At 40.7% G+C, this 25,820-nt stretch carries 19 protein-coding genes; 7 read left to right on the top strand and 12 right to left on the bottom strand.

Annotation, left to right across the window (positions count from 1 at the left end):
* Window positions 1-17: 17 nt before the first annotated feature.
* The 4 genes from FPZ44_RS08910 to FPZ44_RS08895 form a co-directional block, all read right to left on the bottom strand.
* Window positions 18-5,009: an RHS repeat-associated core domain-containing protein gene (locus tag FPZ44_RS08910; RefSeq protein ID WP_144989384.1), complete on the bottom strand. Its 4,992-nt coding sequence runs from the start codon at window positions 5,007-5,009 to the stop codon at window positions 18-20.
* Window positions 5,010-5,376: 367 nt separating this feature from the next.
* Window positions 5,377-5,574 carry a hypothetical protein gene (locus FPZ44_RS08905; RefSeq protein ID WP_186785970.1) on the bottom strand — a complete coding sequence of 66 codons (198 nt, stop codon included), beginning with the start codon at window positions 5,572-5,574 and terminating at the stop codon, window positions 5,377-5,379.
* 121 nt (window positions 5,575-5,695) lie between these two features.
* A complete protein-coding gene (locus FPZ44_RS08900; protein ID WP_144989382.1) occupies window positions 5,696-6,388 on the bottom strand; it encodes an LrgB family protein in 693 nt (230 codons plus the stop codon).
* On the bottom strand, window positions 6,385-6,792 hold the full coding sequence (locus tag FPZ44_RS08895; protein WP_261378260.1) for a CidA/LrgA family protein: 408 nt from the start codon (window positions 6,790-6,792) through the stop codon (window positions 6,385-6,387). Before FPZ44_RS08895 ends, FPZ44_RS08900 begins: the two co-directional genes overlap by 4 nt.
* 145 nt (window positions 6,793-6,937) lie before the next feature.
* Here FPZ44_RS08895 and map point away from each other — a divergent pair, with 145 nt between their 5' ends.
* Window positions 6,938-7,684, top strand: a complete 747-nt coding sequence (map, locus tag FPZ44_RS08890; protein WP_144989380.1) for a type I methionyl aminopeptidase — start codon at window positions 6,938-6,940, stop codon at window positions 7,682-7,684.
* A gap of 165 nt (window positions 7,685-7,849) precedes the next feature.
* Here the strand turns inward: map and FPZ44_RS08885 are convergent, their stop codons facing one another.
* The 7 genes from FPZ44_RS08885 to FPZ44_RS08855 form a co-directional block, all read right to left on the bottom strand.
* Window positions 7,850-8,779 carry a tyrosine-type recombinase/integrase gene (locus FPZ44_RS08885; protein WP_144989378.1) on the bottom strand — a complete coding sequence of 310 codons (930 nt, stop codon included), beginning with the start codon at window positions 8,777-8,779 and terminating at the stop codon, window positions 7,850-7,852.
* 413 nt (window positions 8,780-9,192) lie between these two features.
* The gene (locus FPZ44_RS08880; protein WP_144989376.1) at window positions 9,193-9,366 is read right to left on the bottom strand and encodes a mersacidin family lantibiotic; all 174 of its coding nucleotides are present in this window, start codon (window positions 9,364-9,366) and stop codon (window positions 9,193-9,195) included.
* 191 nt (window positions 9,367-9,557) lie between these two features.
* Window positions 9,558-12,779: a type 2 lanthipeptide synthetase LanM family protein gene (locus FPZ44_RS08875; RefSeq protein ID WP_261378259.1), complete on the bottom strand. Its 3,222-nt coding sequence runs from the start codon at window positions 12,777-12,779 to the stop codon at window positions 9,558-9,560.
* Between the two features lie 51 nt (window positions 12,780-12,830).
* Window positions 12,831-14,981, bottom strand: coding sequence for a peptidase domain-containing ABC transporter (locus FPZ44_RS08870; RefSeq protein WP_144989374.1), 2,151 nt, complete (start codon window positions 14,979-14,981; stop codon window positions 12,831-12,833).
* Window positions 14,956-15,228, bottom strand: a complete 273-nt coding sequence (locus FPZ44_RS08865) for a response regulator transcription factor (RefSeq protein ID WP_144989372.1) — start codon at window positions 15,226-15,228, stop codon at window positions 14,956-14,958. The genes FPZ44_RS08870 and FPZ44_RS08865 overlap by 26 nt, the downstream gene beginning before the upstream one ends.
* A 251-nt stretch (window positions 15,229-15,479) precedes the next feature.
* Window positions 15,480-16,076 carry a YqaA family protein gene (locus tag FPZ44_RS08860; RefSeq protein WP_144989371.1) on the bottom strand — a complete coding sequence of 199 codons (597 nt, stop codon included), beginning with the start codon at window positions 16,074-16,076 and terminating at the stop codon, window positions 15,480-15,482.
* A gap of 205 nt (window positions 16,077-16,281) precedes the next feature.
* The gene (locus FPZ44_RS08855; protein WP_144989368.1) at window positions 16,282-16,740 is read right to left on the bottom strand and encodes an Lrp/AsnC family transcriptional regulator; all 459 of its coding nucleotides are present in this window, start codon (window positions 16,738-16,740) and stop codon (window positions 16,282-16,284) included.
* Window positions 16,741-16,876: 136 nt separating this feature from the next.
* Here FPZ44_RS08855 and FPZ44_RS08850 point away from each other — a divergent pair, with 136 nt between their 5' ends.
* From FPZ44_RS08850 to FPZ44_RS08825, 6 genes are all read left to right on the top strand, one after another.
* Window positions 16,877-17,464 (top strand): DJ-1/PfpI family protein, encoded by a 588-nt coding sequence (locus FPZ44_RS08850; protein WP_144989366.1) that lies wholly within the window; start codon window positions 16,877-16,879, stop codon window positions 17,462-17,464.
* A 744-nt stretch (window positions 17,465-18,208) separates the two neighbouring features.
* The gene (locus tag FPZ44_RS08845; RefSeq protein WP_144989364.1) at window positions 18,209-19,258 is read left to right on the top strand and encodes a lytic polysaccharide monooxygenase; all 1,050 of its coding nucleotides are present in this window, start codon (window positions 18,209-18,211) and stop codon (window positions 19,256-19,258) included.
* A gap of 154 nt (window positions 19,259-19,412) precedes the next feature.
* Window positions 19,413-19,892 carry a DinB family protein gene (locus FPZ44_RS08840; protein WP_144989362.1) on the top strand — a complete coding sequence of 160 codons (480 nt, stop codon included), beginning with the start codon at window positions 19,413-19,415 and terminating at the stop codon, window positions 19,890-19,892.
* A gap of 324 nt (window positions 19,893-20,216) precedes the next feature.
* Complete coding sequence (locus tag FPZ44_RS08835; RefSeq protein WP_144989360.1) at window positions 20,217-21,269, top strand: lytic polysaccharide monooxygenase; 1,053 nt, start codon at window positions 20,217-20,219, stop codon at window positions 21,267-21,269.
* A 725-nt stretch (window positions 21,270-21,994) separates the two neighbouring features.
* Entirely contained in the window at window positions 21,995-23,047 is a 1,053-nt protein-coding gene (locus tag FPZ44_RS08830; protein WP_144989358.1) for a lytic polysaccharide monooxygenase, read from the top strand.
* A gap of 427 nt (window positions 23,048-23,474) precedes the next feature.
* Entirely contained in the window at window positions 23,475-24,233 is a 759-nt protein-coding gene (locus tag FPZ44_RS08825; RefSeq protein ID WP_144989356.1) for a lytic polysaccharide monooxygenase, read from the top strand.
* A 252-nt stretch (window positions 24,234-24,485) separates the two neighbouring features.
* Here the strand turns inward: FPZ44_RS08825 and FPZ44_RS08820 are convergent, their stop codons facing one another.
* Window positions 24,486-25,817 carry a YheC/YheD family endospore coat-associated protein gene (locus tag FPZ44_RS08820; RefSeq protein WP_144989354.1) on the bottom strand — a complete coding sequence of 444 codons (1,332 nt, stop codon included), beginning with the start codon at window positions 25,815-25,817 and terminating at the stop codon, window positions 24,486-24,488.
* Window positions 25,818-25,820: the final 3 nt, after the last annotated feature.

Here is a 25,820-nt window from a genome sequence, read left to right as displayed (position 1 = left end):
TTCCAACCTCCATTTAATTACCTATATTTACCATTGTATGCATAGTCATATAACTGTTTTACATCCTTTCTTGTTGGAGCAGTCACACCACCATTTTTCGTTTTAGTTCCCACTATACCTCTTATTTTCCCATTTTTAACATTTCTAATAGGCTGATGAACATGTGGTGCTAGTCCTGCATGAGAGTCAGTTCCAAACCTTTTAAATTGTCCACCTGAAGAACCAACATTATTAAATCCAGATGATTTTGTATATAATTTCGTTTCTTTTGTTTTAGGTACATTTTTATTTACAAAACCTTCAAATGTTCTTTCACCAGGTCTAGACTTATATCCCCGAGAAGCTAACCCTTTACTTTTAGTAACCTTTTGAGTAGATTTCTTTGCAAGTTTAATAACTTTCGGTGCAACTTTGATTACAATTCTAATAACTAATGAAACCCATTCACCATCAGGGTCAACCAAGTTCACTGGATTATTATTAGCGTACGTGTATCCATTCTTTGTAAGCGGCATCTCCATAGATCCCAGATGAGGATCAAGCGTCAAGAAGCTGCCATTCGTCGGATTATAATATCGTGCCAATAAATAATACAAACCTGTTTGCTTATCATAGCGATAACCTGCATAGCGATACGGATTACCTTCTGCTAATGGTCCGTTTTGCGCTGTAATGTTACCCCACGCATCATAAGCATAGGAAGCCACAATATTTCCTTTGCTGTCCGTCAGAGCCGTTACATCCGAATGACCATTCAGATGATAATAATACGTCTCTCCGTCTTTGCTCATCGTAACCGGATTACCGGAATCATCCCATGTATATTGAACGGTGATTTCGTTCTTTTCGTTCGTCTCATAAATAACGTTATCGCCATCATAGAAATAGTTTGTCATGCCAGATGGAGTGATAACAAGATTGCGCTTGCCTGTTTCATCATAATCTGCTTGGAATAGAACTTGTCCGTTCTCGTCTTTAACAAGAATTAAATGATCTTGTTCATTGTAACGATACTGACGTTTACCGTCCGATGTCAAGTTTCCGCTCTTGTCATGAGTATAAGCGACACCGTCGACATTTTTTAATTGATTGGCTTCGTTGTAGGCATAAGAAATTGTATGGCTATTACCTTTTGTATCCGTAATCGTCTTCGCTTCACGATTGCCGACTTTATCATATTTATACGAAATCGTCGTTCCGTCAGCCATAACTTCCTTGAGTAGCTGCTCCAGACCATCATACTCATAATGTATAGTACCTAACGGTGTTTCAATACTCTTCATGTTACCATTTTTGTCGTAATGATAAGTCGCTTTATCCATCACTTGACCAGTTGCACCCGTGTTCGTATAAGTATTCAATTGATTGCCTTGGTCGTATGTCAAACCCGTCGTTGTACCATTGTTGCGATTCATTCGTTCTAAATTATCTAGTTTGTTATAATGATAATCGACTTGCTGAGCCCCATCTTTACGAATCTCTTTTAATTGATTGGCCGCGTTATAATCGTAGTTCAATTGCGTGCGTATATTTCCTACACGGTAAGCTAGTTGCTTCACTTGTTGATTCGGATCATAGTCATAGAACAAATTGTTGCCACGATCCGTAATCTGTTTAAGCATGTCATTTTTAAAATAAATATACTCTTTCAAAAGAATGCCACCACGAGACACCGTCTTTACATTTCCATTTGCGTCGTATTGATAGCTCCAGTCCTTTTTGCCATTAACAAAAGTATCTGCAACAAGATTTCGCTCATTATAAGTTGACGATAACGTGTTGCCATTAGGTGTTACTGTCTTTTTAACATTTCCGTTCGCATCGTATTCCAGCTTCGTCGTATTGCCAAGCGGATTTGTACTGTTTGTAATTAGTCCTTGACCATTATATTCGTAGCTAGTCGTATACTGCTTGGCATTTATGAATTTTGTCAGATAGCCCGCATCATTGTAATTGTACTCGGTTACATGCTGCAACGCATCAGTGACCGTCTCAATCTGATTACGCTTATTATACGTGTATGATGTCTTGTTCTGCTCGCCATCTATTAGATCCGTTACATTACCGTGTTTATCTGTATGCGTAGTGATTATGTTACCTGAAGGGTCTTTTACGGTTTTCACATAGTTTCCATTCGAATCATAACTAAAGGACTCTATTGTACCGTTCGGTAAAGTTGCTGTTAATCGATTGCCGTACTGATCATACGTATACGTCGTACGTTCATTGTTAGCATCGATAACGAACATCAAGTCGCCTACATCATTGTAATCGTAGGTCGTCTTATTTCCTTTGGCATCAATTTCTGATTTTACATTACTGAATGCATCATACGTGTAAGTTGTAACGAATCCTTCTTCATCTGTAGATGTTAAAATATTACCTTTATCGTCGTACGTTCGTTTCACAAGACCGTTTTCAGCGTCAACGGATTCTGTAGGATTGTAGTTTTCATCTAGGATAGTCGTAAATACATTGCCTGCAGCATCCACAACTTTCGTAACCACATAATTACTGTTCATGTGATAAGCTGTCCTATTGCCAAGCGGATCCGTTATGCTAGCCAGAGCTTTTTCAATTTGATAATTGTAGCTCGTTCCCGGACGATCCGGTGCGTCTATATTACTCTCATCCGACGATGGCTCTTGCACGGATAATAGAGAACCGTCATCTGTATAAGTGAAGTCAGTACGACGTCCGTTGTTATCAATAACAGCATGAATACGATTATTTTTGTCATATTCAAACTGCGTGCGGATTTTCTTAGTAGCATCCAAAAACTCGTCCACATAAAGCAACTTCGAAGATGTATCATATTCATATTCGAACTTTTTATCTTCCAAAACGGAGCTTCTTACTTTTCCACGTTCATTGTAATCCAGTACAAGCTTACGTCCAGATGGGTCAGTAATTGTAGTAAGTTTGCCTGCTTCATCATATCCATACGATACAGTATTACCATGGCGGTCCTTCTCCGAGCTAATCCGCGCACGGATAATACTTACCTCTTCATCAGACTTAAGACGTTCAAAATAAGTTTTATTTCCAAATTTGTCAAAGATCTCATAACCAGTTGTAAACCCTTTTGCATCAAAAACTTTATTCAATCTGGTATAGAGACCAGGTGGTGTTTCAAATCGATTCGTATCTTTATTGTATTTAAACGTATGAGATGTTCCATCACTGTCTGTATATAAAATTTCACCTGCACGGGGAGCTTCCATAATCGTTTCAGATCCAGTGAAAGACCATCCATAGCCAAATGGAGCATGTTCTACTGCTTTGGAATTGTAGGTTCTGGTTAATGAAAATCCAAAATTTCCGCGTCCATCAAGGACATGGTCTGTGAACGACAACACATGGTTTCCTGTTCCAAGATTTGCAGAACTGACACCATCTCCAACTGGAAGACTGCCATAAGTCCAATACGGTTCCATACCTAAACGACTTGCTGGATAGTACGTAATTGCTAGAACTGGAGAATAATCTGCAAATGCCGTATCATCACCAGATATAAATTTCTTATACGTGTTCGTCGTTTCTGAATGACTCTTAAATAAGAGTCCACGATTTCGCGTAGGATCGTTAATCCATCTGTCTACAATATATGGAGCAATCGACCACTGATAAATAATATCCAGTGTTGTTAAAGCACCGATACCAGATACCGTAGAAGTTTGAGCCGCTGCAAAGTCCCCACCTTTTACTTTCCAAGGATCGTTGACATTCGCATTGTTCCACGACGCTCCTGTTTCAGACCATGTTTTCTCTATAACGTGCATCGTTCCGCTAATATCTGTATCATTAGATACAGAGGCAAGACGCATATTGATTTCCGCTGTTAGTACTTGAGAACCTTTTTTGATGTTACTTGTATCAAAATGAAGCAATGAACGAATGACATTACTCTTTGTACTGTCCTTATATAAACCAACACCAAGTGTTGTCTCCGTTGCTGCGGTTGCTGTTGGTGAAGCACTGCGAATGTTAGTATCATTCAATTTCGCCTTTGGCTGGTACTTCACGATCGTAGGATCGATCGTTACAGGATAGACACGACTGCTATCTTCTAGCCATGCACGATTAGGGACAATATCCAGCGTAAGCTGATCTCCCTCTTCTTGCATTCGCATTTCTACGTCAAACGACAAAGCCTCTTCAGGATACGTATCAACCTGTGGATTGGATTTGTATCCTTCAGGTCTGTACGAATCATACATGAATGGCTTGTCAATGAAGTAAACAATCTCTTGCGTCTGCTTATCAAGTAATGAAATTGTTCCATTCGGTTCAGCACGGTAATCAAGATTTTTCAAATCAATGCTGAAAGAATAGACAGTTGGTGTAGCTGGATCAGGCTTCTTTTCAAGAATTATATCTTCCTTGATACGATTTGAAGCCAATGTATACTTAATATTTACATCCGGATATACATCAGGATATTCAATGTTGTTATTCTCATGTGAGCTTGTTACTTCTTTAGGAGCATCTAGCACAGCTTGATTAGTACTCGTATCTCTCTTTTTTCGGGAATTCTTGTTCTCATGCTTTCTGCCTACTGGATGTAGAGTAATCCCATAGTGATCCTCTGTTAATTCAAATAGACTCGAATTCTTTTTATTTTGTTTATTAAATTTGACTTTATAATCATTCGCATTGTTATATACGATTTGCCCATTTGTGTGGAGTTTATTATCAATGGGGAGCCATTTATCCGAGGATTGGTCCTTGTAGTGAATAGGTACTTGGGAAATCTCCGTCGTTAATGTACCATCACCATTAGAAAAGGTGCGTGAATCTTCCGTTCTTAGATCTTCTACTTCTTCTTTAGGCAAATCCTTTTCTTTGCTTTGTTGCTCTTGGTTCTTTTTCAAAGAATCTGGTGCAGCTAGTTCTGATCCAGTACTAGGTAGTGCATAACCAACAGGAACAGCTGTTACAATAAGTGCAACCACCAAAATAGAAACTACAAATCTTTGAAAACTTCTTAATCTCTTCCTAGAATACATTTCTTTACCCCTTATGCAAAATAATATGAACACAATGATCCATTCTATTTACAGCATAAGGAATTGACAAGTATCAACTTTTTTCCAGCTGTTTAATGAACTACTCTGTAGGACCAACACTTAAATAGGTATCGTCCTAACTTGTAAAAAAGCGCAGCTCATTTTTAGAAACATAACAATTATTATGTAAACTTAATTTCTGATGCAAGATTAACTAGTCCCAGCAAAAAGAGCTGACGATTAGCATCCTCTAAAAGATGTAATCTTCAGCCCGTAACTATATACCCCAGCTAATGTTTAGCCTTTTGATCTCAACTAGTTCAAGTGATTATTTTCACATGAAAGTTCATACTTTTTATCTCTCTCATTAAGCGTAATAAGCATTCATTAAATTCTGTGTCTCTTGCTGCCCTTCTCCATTGAGTACTCCTTGTTCAGTCCAGCAATCGCGGCAAGCTTCTTCGGTAGCGCATAGATGCTTGTCATCACACATGTAGCATAATTGAAGGAAGTTACGCGTTACGTTTTGCTCTTTATGGTCAAATGTTGTGAATGTTCTCATCATTATCACTCCTCTTCTGGATTGATTTCACTATACCATGAATGTTAAATTTGTTATGTGAATTAAATCACAATATTAAATCAAGAAATGTGCTTCCCCTTCTTAAAGGAAAGCACATTCGTTGTTAAGGTATTAACCATATATAGATGGGAACGAATAAAATAGACGTAATGACACCAGCTAGACCCATAGCAAGACCACTAAAAGAACCCTGTTCTTCCGAGTTGGCAAGACATCTTGCCGTCCCGATGCCGTGAGCTGCGGTTCCCATTGCAAGTCCTATTGACATGTCATCGCGGAACCCAAACTTTTGGAGAATCGTAATGCCGAATACACTGCCGAATAGCCCCGTGCATACACTAAACACAGCAGCAAGTTCCGGCACACCGTTTAGCACTTTAGAAATCTCGATGGATATCGGTGAGCTGACGGACTTTGGCAGCATACTAAGTATGATCGCTTGTACATCCGTGAGCAACCAGAGGATAACCATTACGCTAACTATGCCAATAACAGAGCCACATATGATCGAGATCATAATCGGTTTGAATTGTTTCGCAATTTGTTCCCGATGCTTGTATATTGGAACACCTAGCGCTACAGTCGCTGGTCCAAGCAGCATGGATAGCCACTCCCCGCCAGCCGAGTATGCCTCCAACGGTATGTCGGCTGTGACAATAATGACAATCAACAATCCTGCACTAATTAAAATGGGATGCATCCATGGAAAACGCCCATGTACGTAGCGTGCCAATAAATAAGCGCCGATAGTAGCAGTAATACCTGTTATAATAAGAAGGAGTTCACTAAACATCATAGCATTCTTTCTCCCCTCTTCTCGATGGGAGAGGATGTGGGAACCTGTTCAGCATCGATTGACGGTTGTGACTTCCAACGACGAGCAGACCAAGCAGTAGCAAGTAAGACTGCTGTCGTACTGCCACCGATGCCGGCTAATATGCTAAACCAGTGTTCGCCTAACAATGGGGCAAATGCAATGATGCCTACTACATACGGAATGAAAAACAGCAGCATATGCTTCAATAGGAATTGGGCCGCTTGCTCTACCCATTCTAAACGGACCCAGCGCATGTATAAAGCAAATAGGAATAATAGTAAGCCTATTACATTGCCGGGCAAAGGAATGTTTCCAACATGCTGAAGCCATACACCTACAAGATGAAATGCAGCTAAGATGATAAATCCGAGCAGGCCGTACATACTCCATCACCTTTCATGATACGTATTGAACTTGTGCAATTTACAACATTGTTATTATACTACGATAAGGAGATTACCACGTAACTTATTTCACGATAATTACGCTATTACCGAAAGACTATATAGATGAAAGAGGAGAATTATTATGATCGTTAAGACAGAACAAGAAATTGCGAGTTTAAAAAAGATTGGTCACATCGTCGCTCTGACGATTCAAGAAATGAGAAAGCATACTCGTGTTGGCGTGACAACACGTGAGCTCGATGAAATAGGTGCTCGTGTTCTTAAAGAACATGGGGCATTGTCAGCACCGAAAGTAACCTATGACTTCCCAGGCTATACATGTATTAGCGTCAACCAAGAGGTTGCGCATGGCATACCAGGTGACTACGTTATCCAACCGGGAGACCTCGTCAACATTGACGTTTCCGCACAATTGGATGGCTATTTCGCAGACGCAGGTCAATCTTTTCAAGTCGAACCGCACGATCCCAAGCTAACGCAGCTATGCGATGACACCTACGAAACGATGATGAAAGTTATCTCCAAGCTTAAGCATGGCGTGCGATTGAACGAAATCGGCAAAACCATTCAGCAAGAGGCGAAGGATCGCGGCTATGCCGTTATTAATAATTTGTGCAGCCACGGCATTGGCAAAGCACTTCATGAGTATCCGCAGCAAATACTGCCTTACTATGAAAAGGGAGATAAGCGCACGTTAAAAGAAGGTTTGGTACTCACAATTGAACCATTCCTATCAACGGAAGCGGACTTTGTACTGCAGCAATCTGATGGCTGGACACTCAAAGTGCCTGATCAGAGCTTTGTTGCTCAATTCGAACATACGATCATCATCACCAAGGACGAGCCAATTATTTTAACGGTTGTCTAGTCCGAATTAATGCACGCTAATAAATAGGAAGACCAATACCAATACATGAAAATGTGTCCCCTTACCTGAAGGATGACGGCAATGTAGTGCTGAACAATCAACACTCGCATTAACGCAGTCACTTCAATAAGGGGACTTTTTTATGTACTGTCACTACATCTACACCTACATCCACATCGACAACTTCTGTGCCGCTTCCTCTTTTTGCTTATCACTAACATGCGTATATACCGTCGTCGTCTGAATCGATGAATGACCGAGCATTTCCTGAACCGTTCGAATATCTGTCCCGCTGCGTACGAGCATCGTAGCAAAAGAATGCCGCAGCTTATGGCAGGAATATGATCGTTTGCGCATCATAGTTGCTTGCCCCGTGTCTTGTTGGAAACGCGCAAAGGTCTGCTCCGCGATAAGCTGAATGTTACGGATCGATAGCCGCCTTCCCTGTTGAGATACAAATATGGCATCTTCGCCGGCGCGTCGTGGTTGCTTACGTTCTTGCAAAGCTTTGTTTAGTTGCTGAATAACTGGCTCTGGCAGAGGTACCGTTCGCCACTTTCTCCCTTTACCAAACACTTCGATATAGCCTCTGTCGGCTCGATAATCAGATAAGTTCAAGCGATGAACTTCACTAACGCGCAATCCCCCATAAGCCATCAACATTAATACAGCCATATTTCTCTCTCGGTACTTCCCATCCGTTAGCTGCACAACAGTTCGCAGCTCTTGCGGTTCCAAATAAACGGGTGCTCGATTCATCTCTGTTTTCGACTTCTTCACCTGCAGCGCAGGATTCGTCTCTGCCATGTCAAACTCATTTAATGCCCGATAGAAGCTGACAAGTGCGCAATGCTTGCGATTGCGTGTTGCATCACTGACCCCTGCTGCTTTTACTTGCGATAAATATGACACGATTTGCAGCTTCTTTGCATCCTGCACACGCTTGCCTTGAAGGCTGCGCAAGAAACTATACAAGTCACCCATATAATTGCGTTCCGTATAAATGGTGTAACCTGCGTTCGACATCCACAAACGAAAAGCTTCGATTTCTTCAGCGTAATGTTCTGTCAACTCTGCTTTTGACCAACTGTCCATACCCTTCTCCTTTCTGCTATAACTCTCTTCATTTACTATACGAGTCGAGCTGTTTTCCCTACTATATCAACGTAAAAGCGCATGAAAATAACTGCATATAATCATTATTATACGCAGTTTTGATTTAAAGACGCAAATTAATAGTTTCTCGAGGCGTTATACACGTTTAAAAACCCATAAAATATCCCTTCTTAACTAGAATTAGGAACTTCAGTATGAAGCCTCTTTAAGTTGATACAATGACGCAATGAATCAAGATAAGTACTAGGATGAAGTAGTACCAACTCCCTTACTCTAGGACCGCCCAAATTAATTAGCGGTAAATGAAAAAACCATAGTGCTATCAGACATAGCACTATGGTTTGACTTATTATTGATATTCGTATGTTTGAATTAGGCTACCCTACATTGAGCTACTCGGCTATGGTGATTGTAACTATTATAATAGTAGTGCAAATCGGGGTCGACATAATATTCATATCTGCTCCACCATAGACACGCTCCAATTCATCTTTGGACAATTCAATCAATTTGGAACCTGCTGGGTCGTTTTCATGAAGAGAAGCAAGGATTTGATTACGGCTCATGTACAACACCTCATTTTTTGGATTTTTAATTACATAGTTATTTTACCAAGTGACTCATTTATTTCACACTTCGCAAGATTGCATTTTTTATAAATACAATCAATTTCAGTAGCTTCACCAATGCACGGGCATAAAGCAGCCGTTGCCTTTGAGCGCCCGAAAATCCGAGCCCTCTCTTACAGTTCCTTACATCACACAGATGCTAACGGTTTTTCTAACGTTAACACGGACGGGACCATATCGGGTGAAGCCAATCTCAAGTATTGATACCCTATCCCTGAAAGTCCTGTAAATAACCCTGGTACCTCAATATGGCGTGCGGCGCTTGAACGATATTTTCCAAGCTGCTTTTTCTCTTGGAGAACGTTCATCCCTATCTGATTCGCCCTTTGCACCCATTCCGGACGCTGTAAGGACTTACCCGCTAAATAGAAGAACTCTGCATTTCCTAGATCACCGTGACAAAGAGAATGACTGTATCCCATTCCTGTACGGGCTGTAGTCATTACAGCCGTTTCAATTTCTTGTTGGAACGCGGGATCATCTACATAGGATCGATAAAGAATGCGACTTAATCCGAGCCCAAACGCTCCATGACTCCAAGAAGTAGAGCATTGCTCTTCTTCAGTGGACTTACTTCTTAGGTCTGTTCCATTTTCCATTACATCCTCGAAAAAAGAACGATCGTAGCGGAGTGCATCAAGTCCAGTGTCCAGGTATGCTTGGCTGGAGGTGACATGATATAGTCGGAATAAAGACCAGGTAATACCACTTACACCATGAGATAGCCCGACTAAAGGCGATTGTTTAAAATTATTTAGTCCCATCCAACTTGCTCCAGCAGCTGTAAGGGTTTTGTTGTTTACTAAATGTTCGCCAAACTTGGAGGCAAGTTGAAGGGCTTCTTCCCATTGAAAATGTTCATAGAGGTTAAGTAACACCTGAATAACCCCAGCACTCCCTCCGAACAAGTTGTAATGCTGTTCCTTCTCCACTTGTTTCCCCATATGTTCTAGTGACTGCTTCATATATGACATCCATCTGTCATTTTCTCCGTATATGGCTGCAAGATGTGTTAATGTGTGCAAAATAGATGATTGCCCGAAATACGCACTAGATAATGCGTGGACCTGAGGAGGTGCATTAAGAATAGATTCCAGCGTTTCATTTACAATACCCACAAATTCCGTATCCTTCGTCACGCGATCTAAATAAGCAAAAAACAAGGCGATGCCGCTAAGCCCGTTGTACAAACCATGATTCAGGGCAGATACTTGCCACTGACCGTGATAATTGGTTTCTAGTCCAATCCATGTCGCATCATTTTTACTACCTTGGATGGCCTGTTCCATCAAACGATACCCAATGTTTTTCGACGCTCTGAGAAATAGTTCCGTTCGCTCTTTGGGAGATACATCTTTTACGTCAGCCACATCCTCATTAACTAGGTATAGCGGACTATGTATCTCTGCATTACTCGCTATCGATCCCTCGATCCATGAGATTTGTTGTTCGATCACTTCCGCAGTCAGGCTTTTGATTCGAATCATGACTTTCTCGTAACTAGATTGAGAAAAATACTGGGGTATCCTTTCACCCGAACTGGCGATAAGATCCGTGCTCCCTGGTGTGGTTGTAAAAAACGGGATATCTCCTCCCCACAAATCTTGCTTTTCGTAACGTATTTGGCGTGAATCCAGAAATGTAAACCATAAGCGGTCCAACAGCTTTTCTCGCTCAAGCATATCTCTCATATAGTCAGGATGATTCGTCTCAATGACAAAATTTCCGTAATAGTTAGTCGCGCGAATCACAACTCGAATCGGATCATTCTTAAATCTGGTCAATGGGCTATTTCCAGCTGTAAGCTCTTCTTTGTTTTCAAAGATAATCTGAATTGCTTCCCTAAAGCCTTGGATGATGGCATCTACATAATCGTGAGCCAATATCGGTTTTCCGTTTAAGTGAGGAGTGTTCTGAGAACTTACCTTTAACATGGCCTTTTTGCGGACAAAACGCATCTCATCCGTACCGTCGTTTTCAATTCGCAGAACAAGGCTCGGCAGTTCCTGCTCATTGGTTGCATTAGTGTTGATCCCACTAAGATCAATGCCACGGCCGTCCGCACTTTGGAAATATAAACGAGGGAGCAGTGATGTCCCCATCACGGAGTTAACAATCATATACTTTGCTCTAGTATCAGCCGTGTCTTCTATCATCAATTCCGGACTATGGTGAAAAATCGTTTCCAAATCTATCAATCTAGGGTGTTCTCCATCTGCAATCATATTTTCATAGTGAAAATCAGCTCCATGGAGCGCGTACAAAACAGCGAGCAGACCACCTAGCCGCTTATAGTAATGCTCCGCTTCTTGTTCCGTTTGGCAATGTCTATGTTCAACGTATTCTTCCCATGCGTATTGTTTCCTGTACAGAATCTGGTGACTAGAAAGAGATGGTGTAAATCCCTTTTCATTCATCCAATCCAAAAATTCAAAAAAATGACGAGCGATAGAAAGGTCTTTTGGTTTATAGAAGACAACCTTATTGGAAGTAAAGATAAAACGCATGACGGTGCGCCCTTTTTGATGAGAATCTCCCAATCCTGTGGAAATTGTAGCCAACTTTTCGCCTTCTAGATGGAACATGCTTTGCATGTTTTCCCAGTCATCACAAAATCGTTCTAATGCTTCGAAAATGGACTGAATAAAATAGGAGGTTCGGAGCATAAGTAGACGAGTTAAAACAGGATATTCCTTGTAGATAAATTCTAATGAATCTGGATTAAGCAGTTTGCTTTTTACAAAATGTTTATAGCGTGCCTCAGGAGTCTCCCCTTCTAATTCGTTCATTTGTTTACTGATATACATTTCAAGTACAATAGTTCTTGCGCCCATTTGGTTTAATCCCGCCACAAGGTGATGGAGGAGCGACGGTAATAATTGCTCTGTATCTACTCTCTCCAATAATAGTGGATGTTTCTGAATAAATTCCGCGTACTTCTTTTTTGTCCATAATGTAAATGGTCGGAAGGCAAGACTAAGGAGTGGTTTGTCCTCTTCTAGCCAAGGCTCAACCCGATTCAGCATTAAGGCCTCATCCAACCAATCCATCCAATCTGGCTTATGTTTATCTTTCAAATGATAGGTGTGTATCCACTCGTCATCTTTAGCCAACTCGATTACTTTGGCAAAGTCAGTTGCCTCCAAGCCCTCCACTTGCAGACGCTCTTGCCACATGCGGTCGTCTAGCAGAGAAGCTTCTTTCCATTGTTGTATATGTTGTTGCAGGTCATCGTGAGCTATACCAAGTTGTTCTATGTTCTGTATAAACGCTAATCTTTCTTTTATAGTCAGCGATCTATAGAGATCGTCTGATATTTTTTTTGAATTCATCTCACTTGCAATAGACATGATCTACACCTCGCTTGGACAATGGAATGAATACATTAGAATTTTTCATTATTACGAGTTCGCCAGTTCATTCTGTTGACTCCCCATTTGGTTCTTATATAACTGATAGTACAAGCCCTCTCTGTCCAGTAGTTCCTGATGCTGTCCCATTTCAACAATCCGCCCGTCTTTCATGACAACAATCCGATCTGCATGAACAACAGTACTCAGACGATGAGCAATAATCACTTGTGTACAGGTCAATCGCTGCAAATTTTCTTGCACGCGCGATTCTGAAAGCGCATCCAAAGCAGAAGTTGCTTCATCAAGGACAATCAATTTCGCCTGCCTCACCAATGCCCGAGCCAGAAGCAGCCTTTGCCTTTGCCCACCCGAAAAGTTGATCCCCCCCTCAGAAATCATCGTATTGTACCCAATCGGCTGCTTGAGAATATCTTCATGAATATCAGCCAATTGCGCGGCACTAATGGAATTTTCCACCGAAATATTGTCATGGAATAGTCTGATATTATCCAACACTGTACCGTGGAACAATCTCGTCTCCTGCAAAACCGTACCAATTTGTCTACGTACTGTGTTCAAGTCAAGCTCTTCCATTGCTATCCCATCAAACTTAATCCTTCCTTCAGTCGGCGCATAAAGTCCATTAATCAGCTTGGCGAGTGTACTTTTTCCAGAACCGGACTCTCCGACAATCGCCACCTTTTCTCCAGGTTTGATCTGCAAAGAAACAGCAGTTAAATGGTTGGGACCAAAAGTGTCATACGTAAAAGATACGTTGTCCAATTCTATCGACCCCTTAAAATCATCCAAAGCTCTTCCACCCTGTTCCTCCGACTTACTCTCCATCACATCCTGCAATCGCTGTGTATAGGAGCCTAGTACGAGAAATTGCGAGTAGGTCGTCACGATAGAAAAAATAGGAATCATGAAAGAGACAGCTAAAGCACTAAATCCAAGGAGTTGTCCTAATGTAAAAGTCCCTTGCAAAACATAGACCGAACCTATCCATAATAAAATTAGCGGGGTGCTTAGTTGGATTCCAGAACTGAACGTATCCAGTACGGATGTATACACGGTTTGTTTTTGCGACACTTCCAACTGGGAGGTAAATAAATTGCGCCAATGTTCAAGCACCTTTTTCTCTGCCCCCAAAATCTTAATATCACAAATACCGTATATGCTTTCCGTCAAATAACTTTGTGTTTTCGTTTGAGCAGAGACATGTCGATCAGACAACTTTCGCAACAGACGGCTGCTAAAGAATAGCGTCCCTGACACGACCATACACAACAGAATAACCATTAAGGCAAGCTTCCAATGGAGGGAGAACATCATTACAGCGTACCCGACAACAAGGATCAGATCGATGATAATAGAGAGTACTCGAGAAGACAGGATTTGTCTGATTATGATATTTGAATTAGCTCGAAAGATAAGATCGCCGCTTGTCCTGCTTTCAAAAAACGGAAAATTCAAATGAAATAGCTTCGAGATAAAGGTGGACATCAGTGACATATCCATTGAGGTTTGTAATTTTGCAATGAGGTAGCCTCTAAGTAACGAAAAGAGCTGATGAAACAAGTAGAGCCCGAGAATCGAATAGCCCATGACGCTCCACTGTGAGCTGTCTTCCTTTAAAATAACCTGATCTGTCAGCCACTGTGTCAATTTAGGAGTAATTAGCCCTACTCCCTGAAGCAAGAGAGAGGCAAGAAGAAGATGAGTCAGAAGTTTTCGCTGCTTTAAAATGTGGATTAGCAGAAGATTTATCCTTCGCTTCTTTGGCTGAGGGGTGAATTTGTCAGCTGGTTCGAAGGTTAATACGTAACCGGAGTAGGCGGTTTGGAATTCCTCCTTCGAGATGCATCTTCTACTACTGGAAGGATCTAAAATGGTGACCGTTTTCTTGTCCATGCGTTCCACGACCACATAATGCTTGTATTCCCAGAACACGATATAAGGCATCAATAATTCCGGCAATTGATGAACTTCTGCTCTGTATGCCCTTCCTGTCATATGAAATTGTTTTCCCATTTCAATCAAATGATATAGAGATGAGCCTTTTTTAGAAGAGCCAAACTGATTGCGCAATTCAGTCAAGGTAATATGGTAACCGTGGTATCCCAAGACCATGGCAAGGCAAGCTAAGCCACACTCACTGTGTTCCATTTGTTCAATAAACGGGATTTTCTTTCTCATATGAATCATGTTCCCCTTCGGAATGATTACTTTGAATAAAATCCTGTTTGTCCAACCAGCCAAGTTGATAAACAAGAATTCCTATTTGGACTCTAGAGGTTATCTGACATTTTCCCTTGATGGAAGCAATAATCTCGCCCACTCTTCTACGACTGACAAATAGTTTCTTAGAAATCTCTACGTCTTTGAATCCTTTTGCTATTAGAATTGCTACTTCTTTCTCCTTCTGAGTAAGATATTCATTCATCACGCCACCTCCTATCCATTGGTAAATGAATGCTAGTTATGTTTTACATGCAGTTACGTTCTATGGTAATGAGTGTTGCAATTTTTCCGTAAACAGCTCTTTGTAATACTTGATAAATGGCAATCATAGAGATCTTGATGTAACAAGTCGCGTTAATTTAAAACCGTTTTATGGGACAAAAAAAGGACTCACATACTAGTCATGACTAATATGTGAATCCTCTATTACATTCTAATTGTATGCTAGCGACCTTACTCCGTCTCACTGCTAGCGTTAATTTGAGCTTTCTTTTTAGCGCGAAACTTACGAAATAGGAACCAGACCAATGCAATAACAAGGAAGAGTGCGAAACTGATAAGAGTAAAATACTCATTAATTACATTTTCAGCTAATGAGCCATAAATATAAAACAGTATCCCTACAATGTAAAATTTAGCTGCTCGTCCGATCGCTGCGTAGCCCATCAATTTCCACAAAGGGAAGTTTGTACTACCTGAAAGAATGGTAAAGATTTTAAACGGAATCGGTGTGAAGGATCCTAGAAAAATAGCAGCTTCTCCATGTCGATTAAACATTTCAGATGCGGAATCGACCCATTCTTTTTTCAGTATTTTGTTCAAAAATGATCGCCCTGCCACTTTTCCAATCCAGTATCCAATTGGCGAGCCCAATAAACATCCGACAAATCCAACAGTAGCCAACCATAACGCATTGGAAGGATCAACCATACTTAAAGATACTTGAGTAAAGAAAGCTGGTATTGGGAAAATAATGGCATCAATAAAAGAATGAAACATCATTCCCCATATCCCAAAATCTTTTAGAAAGTTTAATATAGAATCTACCATTCAGTTGTTCCGCTCCTCATTTGTTGTGTCTATTCAATATTCATTGATTGCTTGTTTCTGTAATTCCATCTACTCGGTTATGACTATTACTTCCCGCTTCATCATAATCAACGAAAATGAACAAACGCCGAAGAAAATCTGAATTAATTATTAAAATTTCCTGAAAGAAATCCTCATAACCTTTATCTTACCATAGATATGACGTTTAAATCTCTTCGACTACTTTAAGATTTTCAACTTTATATTGACTTCTTACTTTTTTTTCATGGGATGACAATACAATATTCGTTGATGGCGTTCCATATTTCATCGCCTCATCAATAAATTGCTCCAAGCTTTCTACTGAATGCGTAGCCACTTTTGCAATATAGCTTATTTCCCCTGCTACGCGATAGCATTCAATTACATCAGGATGATTGTTGCAAAAATGAGATAGCGCTTTACAATCCTTTGATTCAAATAAAATAAGCGCCATAATGTTACGATCCAGCTTTTTTAAGGACACACTTGCGTGATACCCTTCAATTGTATTGTTATCTTCGAGCTTTCTTACTCGCTCTATGACAGCAGGCGATGATAAATGAACGATCTCCGCCAATTCTTTCATCGAAATTTTAGCGTTTTTCTGCAGCTCTTCTAGTATTTGCTCATCGATTTTGTCCAAATCTATCCCTGCCTTTCTTTATAAAGCATTTTAAGGTAATAACCATTGTAAGTAAAGCTACACTATATATTAACCGTATTAAACTCATGTATTTAGCGGTAGTTATTTTTTAAACTAAACGTATGGAGGCGATAAGATGAAAAAAGTATTGTTATTGTTGGCAGATGGCTTTGAAGCTGTAGAAGCGAGTGTGTTTACTGATGTTTTTGGATGGAATAAGTGGGAAGGTGATAGATCTACAGAGTTGATCACGGTCGGCTTGCGGAAGCAAATTAAATGTACTTGGAACTTTACGGTTCTCGTTGAACAAGTAGTTGGTGATATCGATCTAGAACAATTTGATGCGCTCGCTATTCCTGGAGGATTTGAAGAAGTCGGCTATTACAAGGATGCCTATGATGAAAGATTTCTCGAAGTAATCAGACATTTTGACGCTAAGGATAAACCAATCGCTTCAATTTGCGTTGCATCCTTGACCTTAGGGAGAAGTGGAATTTTACAAAATAGGCAGGCCACTACTTATAACCATCCAACAAGCCACCGCAAAGAACAGTTGAAAGCATTCGGTGCGCATGTACAGCATTCACCTATCGTTCAAGACGGTCATATTATCACTTCATCCAATCCAGCGACAGGCTTTGATGTTGCATTTCTTCTTCTAGAGGCTCTAACGTCAAAGGAAAATACTAAACGCGTTAAAGAATTAATGGGGTTTAATAATTAATTGAAAAAGGAGCTTATATTACCGAAAAGATAGTTATATATGCTCCTTTTATCTCCCCTACTTTATGCTTTCCATCCAAATATAAGGACTCGTGGTCTATTTCAATAGAGGTTAAAATTTTGTAAACTAATACCAACATCAATCGGAATTTAAGCGTCTTAACTTTTCACAACCTTCGACACACCACTACATGACTACAATGAGTGAAAGCATTTAGACCAGTAGGCATCCCAGAAGCCTGCAACTATCACTCTCTCATAAATATTCCGAATAAGACTTACTCCTGATATTTAATGTAAATTATACGCACACCATTCAAGTGGTTGATACTAACGGCAACAAATCTGTGGCGCTATCTTTGAGTCACGTTGGTGTACGCAAGTTGAAACACCAGGTATAGCTGAAGTTTGGAACAAGATCGGATCATACAAGACGACATAGAAACAACTATCTCATTACATAATTTAGGACAACTACATTCTTATGATTATATTAATTATTAAATAATATTTTTTATAAATAACAGTTCACAACCCTATTACTTTGATCTATAATAAGATCACTCATGAAAGGGGGTGAGTATGAACATAGCCCGCTATTAACATATATGGAGGTGTATACACTAACAAATAACTGCTTCATAGCATGCTTGGCTTCATCTTCACATATGTGTGGACATGCCTAGCAACACATGCTCTGAAACCAATCCAATTTTCCCAAATCCATGTTAGGAGGAATAATAATATGATACAAACACGCAATTTATTAAACCCATTTAAAAATGTCCCGTTCCTTGCAGCATTCTCAATGACATTGCTGTTGGCTCTCATTTCTCTCGTTTTCGCTCAACAAGCTTCTGCACACGGTTACATTGAAGCTCCACAAAGCCGTTCTTACAAATGTAAATTAACGACCAACATTAACTGCGGCGCAGCACAATACAATCCGCACGATCAAGAAGGCCTTAAAGGTTTCCCAGCTGCTGGCCCAGCTGACGGTCAAATTGCAAGTGCAGGAAAAGCTTCTTACGCTGCACTAAATGAGCAATCCCCTACTCGTTGGGATAAAGTTACGTTGAATGGTGGAGCGAATACATTCACATGGCATTTAACAGCTCAACACGTTACAACAGATTGGAAATACTACATCACGAAGAAGAATTGGGACCCAAGCCAACCGCTGAAGCGTTCTGATCTTGAATTGTTCTGTTCTGTCTACGATGGCGGTGCTAAGCCTCCACAAAAAGTTTCCCATTCCTGTAACGTTCCTACTGACCGCTCCGGTTATCACCTCATCCTTGGAACTTGGGATGTGCATGATACTGCAAATGCCTTCTATCAAGTTATCGACGTTAACTTGATCAACAACGGTTCTGGCATTCAATTGCCATCTGTTCCTGGCAACATCACTTCTATCGTTCAAACGCTTAACAGCATCACATTGAACTGGTCTGCTTCCACTGCATCTGCTGGCATCAGCTACTATGAAGTATTCCGTAACGGGGCACTTGTTGGTTCCCCTACTTCAACTTCTTTTGTAGACACAGGCTTGCAAGCTAACACTTCCTACACATACACAATTAAGGCTGTAGACAATAATGGCAATAAATCTGCTGCTTCCGCACCTGCATCATTCACAACGAACAACGGCGGCGGCACAACTGCACCAGCATGGAGTGCAACTCAAGCTTATCTTGGCGGCGCCAAAGTTAGTTACAACGGATTTATTTATCAAGCTAAATGGTGGACACAAGGTGAGACTCCAGGCGTAGCTGCAGTTTGGACGAAGCTCTAGAATGTAATGAACAACAACAACCTTACTCCTTTTCTGGGGTAAGGTTGTTTTACTACTGCTCTATTTTCATAAATGCATATGCATATCTATTAAGCCTGTCTATTAAACTAAAGTAACGTAGTTACCTAATTATATAAATGTAAGGAGTGAAATAATGAATGCAATCGATCTAATCATTTTCAATTTGGAAGAAGTTAGACGCAGAAGTATAAAAGTATGGAAAGCTATACCCGATGAAAAACTGCATTGGAAACCTGATGAAGAAGCACTCACATGTGCTGAAATGATAAGACATCTATTACAAGCTGAGTTTTTGTATCACAAAGTTCTTAAAGGGAGAGGTGGTCAAGCATTATCCAATTTGTATAATCCCTATGACACAAAGAAATTCATTTCTGTAGATGATGAGCTTGAGTTCTCACAGCCTTATCACGAGAAATTTCTGGAGTATGTAAAAACGATTCCATTAAACGACTTAGAGCATATACAAATCGACCTTTATGATCTAGGTGGATTTATTAGACCACTTGGGGATATGCTGCTCCGCATCGCATACCATGAATCTGTTCACACAGGTCAATTATTGGACTATATGAGAACTATGGGGATTGAACGACCCAAAATATGGGACTAATGGTTTGGAACAGGACTTTAACTTTGTTAAAGTCTTTTTTTTATTCAGCTACCGTAGTGCAGCAATCATGATTTCTTTAACAAACCTTTACATCATTTTTACATAACCTTTATTGTTTTCAAGATAAAGTAATATTAGAATTACAAGTGTAATACATAATGTGAGGAGGTGAATATCGTCAGGAGCTTCTAACGATAAAGGAGGTGGCTTGGTACAAATGGATCATGTATAACTCGCTTCAGCATCATCGATACCAAGATGAGCGGCATCAACAAAAGCAAGTATGGCATTTGCTTACCATATCTATGTTAGGAGGAATATAATATGATACAAGCACGCACTTTGTTAAATCCTTTTAAAAATGTCCCGTTCCTTGCAGCATTCGCTATGACACTACTGTTGGCTCTTATTTCTGTAATATTTGCCGAACAAGCTTCGGCACATGGTTACATCGAGTCCCCTAAGAGCCGCGTCTATAAATGTAATCAGTTGATCAACATTAACTGTGGGGATGCACAGTACAACCATAACAATCTTGAAACAACTAAGGGCTTCCCTGCATCCGGACCTGCAGATGGTCAAATTCCAAGCGCGGGTTGGACTTCATACAGTGCACTAAATGCGCAAAGCACTACCCGTTGGGACAAAACAACAATGAATGGCGGACCAAACACATTCACATGGTATCTCACCAATCCACATGCTACGACAGATTGGAAATACTACATTACCAAGCCAGGATGGAATCCTAACCAACCACTCAAACGTTCCGACCTAGAGCTATTCTGCACGTACACCGATGGAGGCACTACTCCACCTAAAAACGTCTCACATACATGCGATGTTCCTACTGACCGCTCCGGCTATCACATCATACTCGGCACTTGGGATGTTTATAACACTACTAATGCCTTCTACCAAGTTATTGACGTTAACTTGATCAACAACGGAACTGGCCCTCAATTACCATCTGTTCCTGGAAACATCACTTCGATCATCCAAACATTGAACAGCATCACATTAAATTGGTCCGCTTCCACTTCATCTTCGGGTATCAGCTACTATGAAGTATTCCGTAACGGTTCACTTGTAGGCTCACCTGCTCAACCTTCTTTTGTAGATACAGGCTTACAAGCCAACACGTCGTACACCTACACCATTAAAGCTGTAGACAATAACGGGAACAAATCCGCTGCTTCCGCGCCTGCAGCATTCTCCACAAATAACGGTGGCGGCACGACAGCTCCAGCATGGAGTGCATCTCAAGTGTACCTCGCAGGCAACAAAGTAACTTATAACGGTGTTGTATATGAAGCGCAATGGTGGACACAAGGTGATACTCCTGGTACAGCCGCAGTGTGGAAAAAAGTCGTGTAAAGCGTCTAATACGTATTAAGACAGTCAAACACCCTTGCTCCTTTTACTCGGCAAGGGTGTTTGACTATTGTTAACATAAATTTATGCTATATTAAACTTCATCTGCTGCTTCAACTACTGACTATATAAACACATACCATTATTATTTCTCCAACAAGTTAGCCATCTTGCGAAGGCATTGTTCAAGACCTTGTTTCGAATAGTCCATCATTGGTCCTACAGTCCAATCATATTCGGTAATAACTAATTCCGTCTTGTTATCTGATAAACAGTGAAATTGCACGACATGCAGCTGGTCTTTGGGGAAATCCGGAGGCATTCCTACAGAAACAGGATCGATCTTGTTTCCTTCATGTAACTTTATTTTACCAGTACATCTTATCATAAGAAGCAAGCAAAAGGGAACGTATGTTCTATAATTTACATTATTGATAAAGGTTATCGCAAACAAGTTTCATTATTTACATATGTTTAGATTTATTCTTAAATAAAATTATTTACAAAAGGAAGTTCACAACTCTATTTCCATGATCTATAATATAAACATTGTGAAAGGAGGTGTACTTCGCTTGAGCTTCTAACTTGAAGGAGGTGTCTCGTACTCGTTAATTGCAGCAATATTCATAGCATGCTTTTGCATGCTCCCTTAATAGGGATTATTGGCACACATGCATGAGCAGCTTTTGAACGCATTTTACCCAATCCATGTTAGGAGGAATAATAATATGATACAAGCTCGCACTTTATTAAACCCTTTTAAAAATGTCCCTTTTCTAGCGGCATTTGCAATGACTCTACTACTTGCTCTTATCTCGGTAGTATTTGCTGAGAAAGCTTCTGCACACGGTTACATTGAATCTCCACAAAGCCGCGTTGTTAAATGTAGCGCGCTTATAAATCTTAACTGTGGCGCAGCACAATATAATAAAAATGACCTCGAAGGCCTTAAAGGCTTCCCAGCCGCTGGACCTGCTGATGGTCAAATTCCAAGCGCAGGCAGAGCTCCTTACAGTGCACTCAACGAACAAACAGCAACTCGCTGGGATAAAGTATCGATGAATGGCGGACCGAACACGTTCACTTGGACATTAACTGCAAATCATGCTACAACTAACTGGAAATACTACATTACAAAACCAAACTGGAATCCGAACCAACCGCTGAAACGCTCCGATCTTGAGTTATTCTGTACTTACAACGACGGTGGTGCAAAACCTCCTACAACCGTTTCCCATTCATGTAACGTTCCTACTGACCGCTCTGGCTACCACCTCATCCTTGGAACATGGGATGTCCATGATACAGCTAATGCCTTCTATCAAGTTATCGACGTTAACCTAGCTAACAACGGTACAAGCCCTCAATTACCATCTGTTCCTGGCAACATCACTTCTATTGTTCAGTCTCTTAACAGCATCACATTGAACTGGTCTGCTTCCACTGCATCTGCGGGCGTTAGCTATTATGAAGTATTCCGCAATGGTGCACTTGTTGGCTCTCCTACTTCACCTTCTTTTGTAGATACAGGCTTGCAAGCTAACACTTCTTATACGTACACAATTAAAGCTGTAGACAATTCCGGTAATAAATCCGCTGCTTCCGCAGGTGTGACATTCAAAACTTTAGCGAACGGCGGTGGTACAACAGCACCTGCATGGAGTGCAACTCAAGCTTATCTTGGCGGAGCCAAAGTTTCTTACAATGGCGCTACCTATGAAGCTCAATGGTGGACACAAGGTGAAACTCCTGGTGTTGCTACCGTGTGGAAAAAGCTATAACCTAAGCTAATTGATACCCAAACAACCTTGTTCCTTTTCTAAGGACAAGGTTGTTTTTATTAATTCCGATTATCCAATCGACCGACTGGGTTATAGGACCCTCTAATCTCTAACGGAACTTCTCACCTGTCTGCCTTCATACTGTACAATTGGACGACACTATTATTCAAGCTGTGAAAAGATTAAATCTATGAATCTAAAAATTTATATAAATGGAAGTTTCCAACTCCAATTCTATGATCTATAATAGAAATAATTAGGAAAGGAGGTGTACCGTCAGCTTAATATGAAGGAGGTGCTGTAACAAACTGAAAGCGATTACAAAAAAAGTTTCTATAGCGCAGCTACATTACTCACAGGGATAATTTAATTTTGGCTGCCTACCCCGATTTTACCTACCCAAAACCATATTAGGAGGAATTATATTATGATACAAACTCGTACATTATTAAATCCTTTCAAAAGCGTCCCATTCCTTGCAGCATTCGCAATGACACTTCTATTGGCTCTTATTTCTGTCGTTTTTGCTCAACAAGCATCCGCACACGGTTACATTGAATCCCCTAAAAGTCGCTCTTATAAGTGTAATCAGCTCATAAACGTAAACTGCGGACAAGTACAGTACAACCCACACGATCTTGAAGGACTAAAAGGCTTCCCTGCTGCTGGACCTGCTGATGGTCAAATTACTAGTGCAGGTAGAGGTACTTACAGTGTACTTAACACACAAACGGCTACACGTTGGGATAAAACAACTTTGAGTGGTGGACAGAACACGTTCTCATGGCATCTAACCACTGCACATGCTACGACAAACTGGAAATACTATATCACAAAGAAAAATTGGGATCCAAACCAACCTATTAAGCGTTCTGATCTTGAACTGTTCTGTACGTACAATGATGGCGGTGCAAAACCACCAATGAAAGTAAACCATACATGTAACGTTCCTACTGACCGTACTGGCTATCATGTTATCCTTGGAACATGGGATGTTTTTGATACGAATAATGCCTTCTATCAAGCAATAGACGTAAACTTGACTAATAGCGTTTCAGCCCTTGAATCCTCATCCACTCCTGGTAACATTGCTTCTATCGTTCAATCCCTTAACAACGTTGCACTGAATACTGTTAATACAAATATAACTAGCTACTACGAAGTTTTCCACAATACTACAGTGTAGACTACATTTCATTGAACTATCACACACCTGCAAATGACGTAAGCAATCTCCTCAGCACGAAACATGCATTTCACATCTATCACATACCGCTACGTTTTTAGCGTTCCCTAAGACGAACTTCTAACAGCTCTTAGGGTGAACCATTCTTGCAGCTCAATTGAGCAGCGAAAGCAGCATATGCTCTCACGGAACATCAATAACCTTGCTCCTTTGTCTAGGGGCAAGGTTATTTACTCATTGATCGCTTCATTTTTAGTATCCTGCCTGTGTTCGACAATGCTCCGCAAGCAGCGCAGTAGAATGATTCAGACGGTCTTTGATCTTCCAATGTTTATAAATATGAAGTCCTGGCTTAGAATTCACTTCAAACAGCCACGCCTTCCCCTTTTGATCCACACCGATATCCAATGCTACTTCCCCCACCGGCTGCTTGATGCATCTCGTTACCTGATTGGCTACCTGCAGGCTAAGCGTAAGTATCCCCTTCTCAACCATTGTCGCTTTAGCTCCAAACACAGGTTTCAATACTTCCTGAACCGGCTTAATCCATCCCCCGTGGGTCGTAACATTTTGACTGCCAAAAACATTGGCCCCGATTGCGCTAATCTGCCACTTATGTTTGCCATCTTTAAAAAGGTGTACACGAAAATCAAAGAAATCGTTGTTAATCTTGGCTAATTGAACATCAGCCTGCACAATATAGGCAGTTCGCGTACTTTTCCCTACAATTTCATGATACAGCTTGGAAAGATCTTTGGATGTAGATACGATATACCTCTTATTAAAACGTGCTTCTTTGATAAAGCTCCCATCGGTAGCCTTCTTAATTTTATAAATTCCTTTTCCTTGTGAACCTGTAACTGGCTTGAAAAATACCGCTTGATGGCTGGCAAGTAGCTGTTGCACCTGCTCCAGTGAAGGCCCAATAATACTAGCTGGAAGATGAGAACGAATGGAAGCATGCTTCATTAAGTACTGATGAATCGTATCTTTTCGAAAAATAAACGGCGGATTAAATAGCGGAATACGTCTCGTGCGTGCATTTTGCAGAAACTGCCTAACATGAGGACGCTCATATACCTTGTAAGGTACGATACGATTATAGATAACGTCTGGTATAGGCAATGGCTGTTTATTCACTCGATATTCGCCTGTAGTACTTCGTGACAAGCTGCGACCATGGACCATTCCTGTTGACCAATTTACTTCATTTGGAAGAAATGAAACTACAACGTTTGCATGCGCATTCAACTGTCGTAGCATAAGCCCAGCGTGATCCGTAATTCGTGCATACACAATCCCTATAACAGGTCCGAGACGCAGCTTGCCATTCTGATACTTCATATGCAAGCTCTGTATAGACGGCAGCAATAGCTTCTTCTGCAGCATCCTTGATATGTGAATGGTGCTTGAATTTCCTTGCTTGTCAGAGCGAATGACAGCTTTTACATTTCTTCCCCCAACTTGCACAACGTAAGTCTGTCCGTCTTTTAACCCCCACCGTGTAAGGAGTACACTAGGTAATACAAGTTCGTCAGTAGATTTATTTGTCCATTGGATATGGACACGTGTAGATCGGTTCAATCG

The organism is Paenibacillus agilis (genome assembly GCF_007786455.1).
Taxonomy (GTDB): Bacteria; Bacillota; Bacilli; order Paenibacillales; family Paenibacillaceae; genus Paenibacillus_B; species Paenibacillus_B agilis.
Note: the sequence above shows the minus strand (reverse complement) of the source record. Positions and strands in the feature narration are given on the sequence as shown.

Bases quoted from the DNA above. Each gene is read 5' to 3' on its own strand.
- FPZ44_RS08900 (WP_144989382.1), bottom strand. From the start codon at position 6,388: ATGATGTTTAGTGAACTCCTTCTTATTATAACAGGTATTACTGCTACT.
- FPZ44_RS08850 (WP_144989366.1), top strand. From the start codon at position 16,877: ATGAAAAAAGTATTGTTATTGTTGGCAGATGGCTTTGAAGCTGTAGAA.
- FPZ44_RS08910 (WP_144989384.1), bottom strand. From the start codon at position 5,009: ATGTATTCTAGGAAGAGATTAAGAAGTTTTCAAAGATTTGTAGTTTCT.
- FPZ44_RS08880 (WP_144989376.1), bottom strand. From the start codon at position 9,366: ATGAGCCGTAATCAAATCCTTGCTTCTCTTCATGAAAACGACCCAGCA.
- FPZ44_RS08830 (WP_144989358.1), top strand. From the start codon at position 21,995: ATGATACAAGCTCGCACTTTATTAAACCCTTTTAAAAATGTCCCTTTT.
- FPZ44_RS08840 (WP_144989362.1), top strand. From the start codon at position 19,413: ATGAATGCAATCGATCTAATCATTTTCAATTTGGAAGAAGTTAGACGC.
- FPZ44_RS08860 (WP_144989371.1), bottom strand. From the start codon at position 16,076: ATGGTAGATTCTATATTAAACTTTCTAAAAGATTTTGGGATATGGGGA.
- FPZ44_RS08885 (WP_144989378.1), bottom strand. From the start codon at position 8,779: ATGGACAGTTGGTCAAAAGCAGAGTTGACAGAACATTACGCTGAAGAA.
- FPZ44_RS08835 (WP_144989360.1), top strand. From the start codon at position 20,217: ATGATACAAGCACGCACTTTGTTAAATCCTTTTAAAAATGTCCCGTTC.
- FPZ44_RS08895 (WP_261378260.1), bottom strand. From the start codon at position 6,792: ATGTACGGCCTGCTCGGATTTATCATCTTAGCTGCATTTCATCTTGTA.
- FPZ44_RS08905 (WP_186785970.1), bottom strand. From the start codon at position 5,574: ATGATGAGAACATTCACAACATTTGACCATAAAGAGCAAAACGTAACG.
- FPZ44_RS08825 (WP_144989356.1), top strand. From the start codon at position 23,475: ATGATACAAACTCGTACATTATTAAATCCTTTCAAAAGCGTCCCATTC.
- map (WP_144989380.1), top strand. From the start codon at position 6,938: ATGATCGTTAAGACAGAACAAGAAATTGCGAGTTTAAAAAAGATTGGT.
- FPZ44_RS08865 (WP_144989372.1), bottom strand. From the start codon at position 15,228: ATGAATGAATATCTTACTCAGAAGGAGAAAGAAGTAGCAATTCTAATA.
- FPZ44_RS08875 (WP_261378259.1), bottom strand. From the start codon at position 12,779: ATGTCTATTGCAAGTGAGATGAATTCAAAAAAAATATCAGACGATCTC.
- FPZ44_RS08870 (WP_144989374.1), bottom strand. From the start codon at position 14,981: ATGAGAAAGAAAATCCCGTTTATTGAACAAATGGAACACAGTGAGTGT.
- FPZ44_RS08845 (WP_144989364.1), top strand. From the start codon at position 18,209: ATGATACAAACACGCAATTTATTAAACCCATTTAAAAATGTCCCGTTC.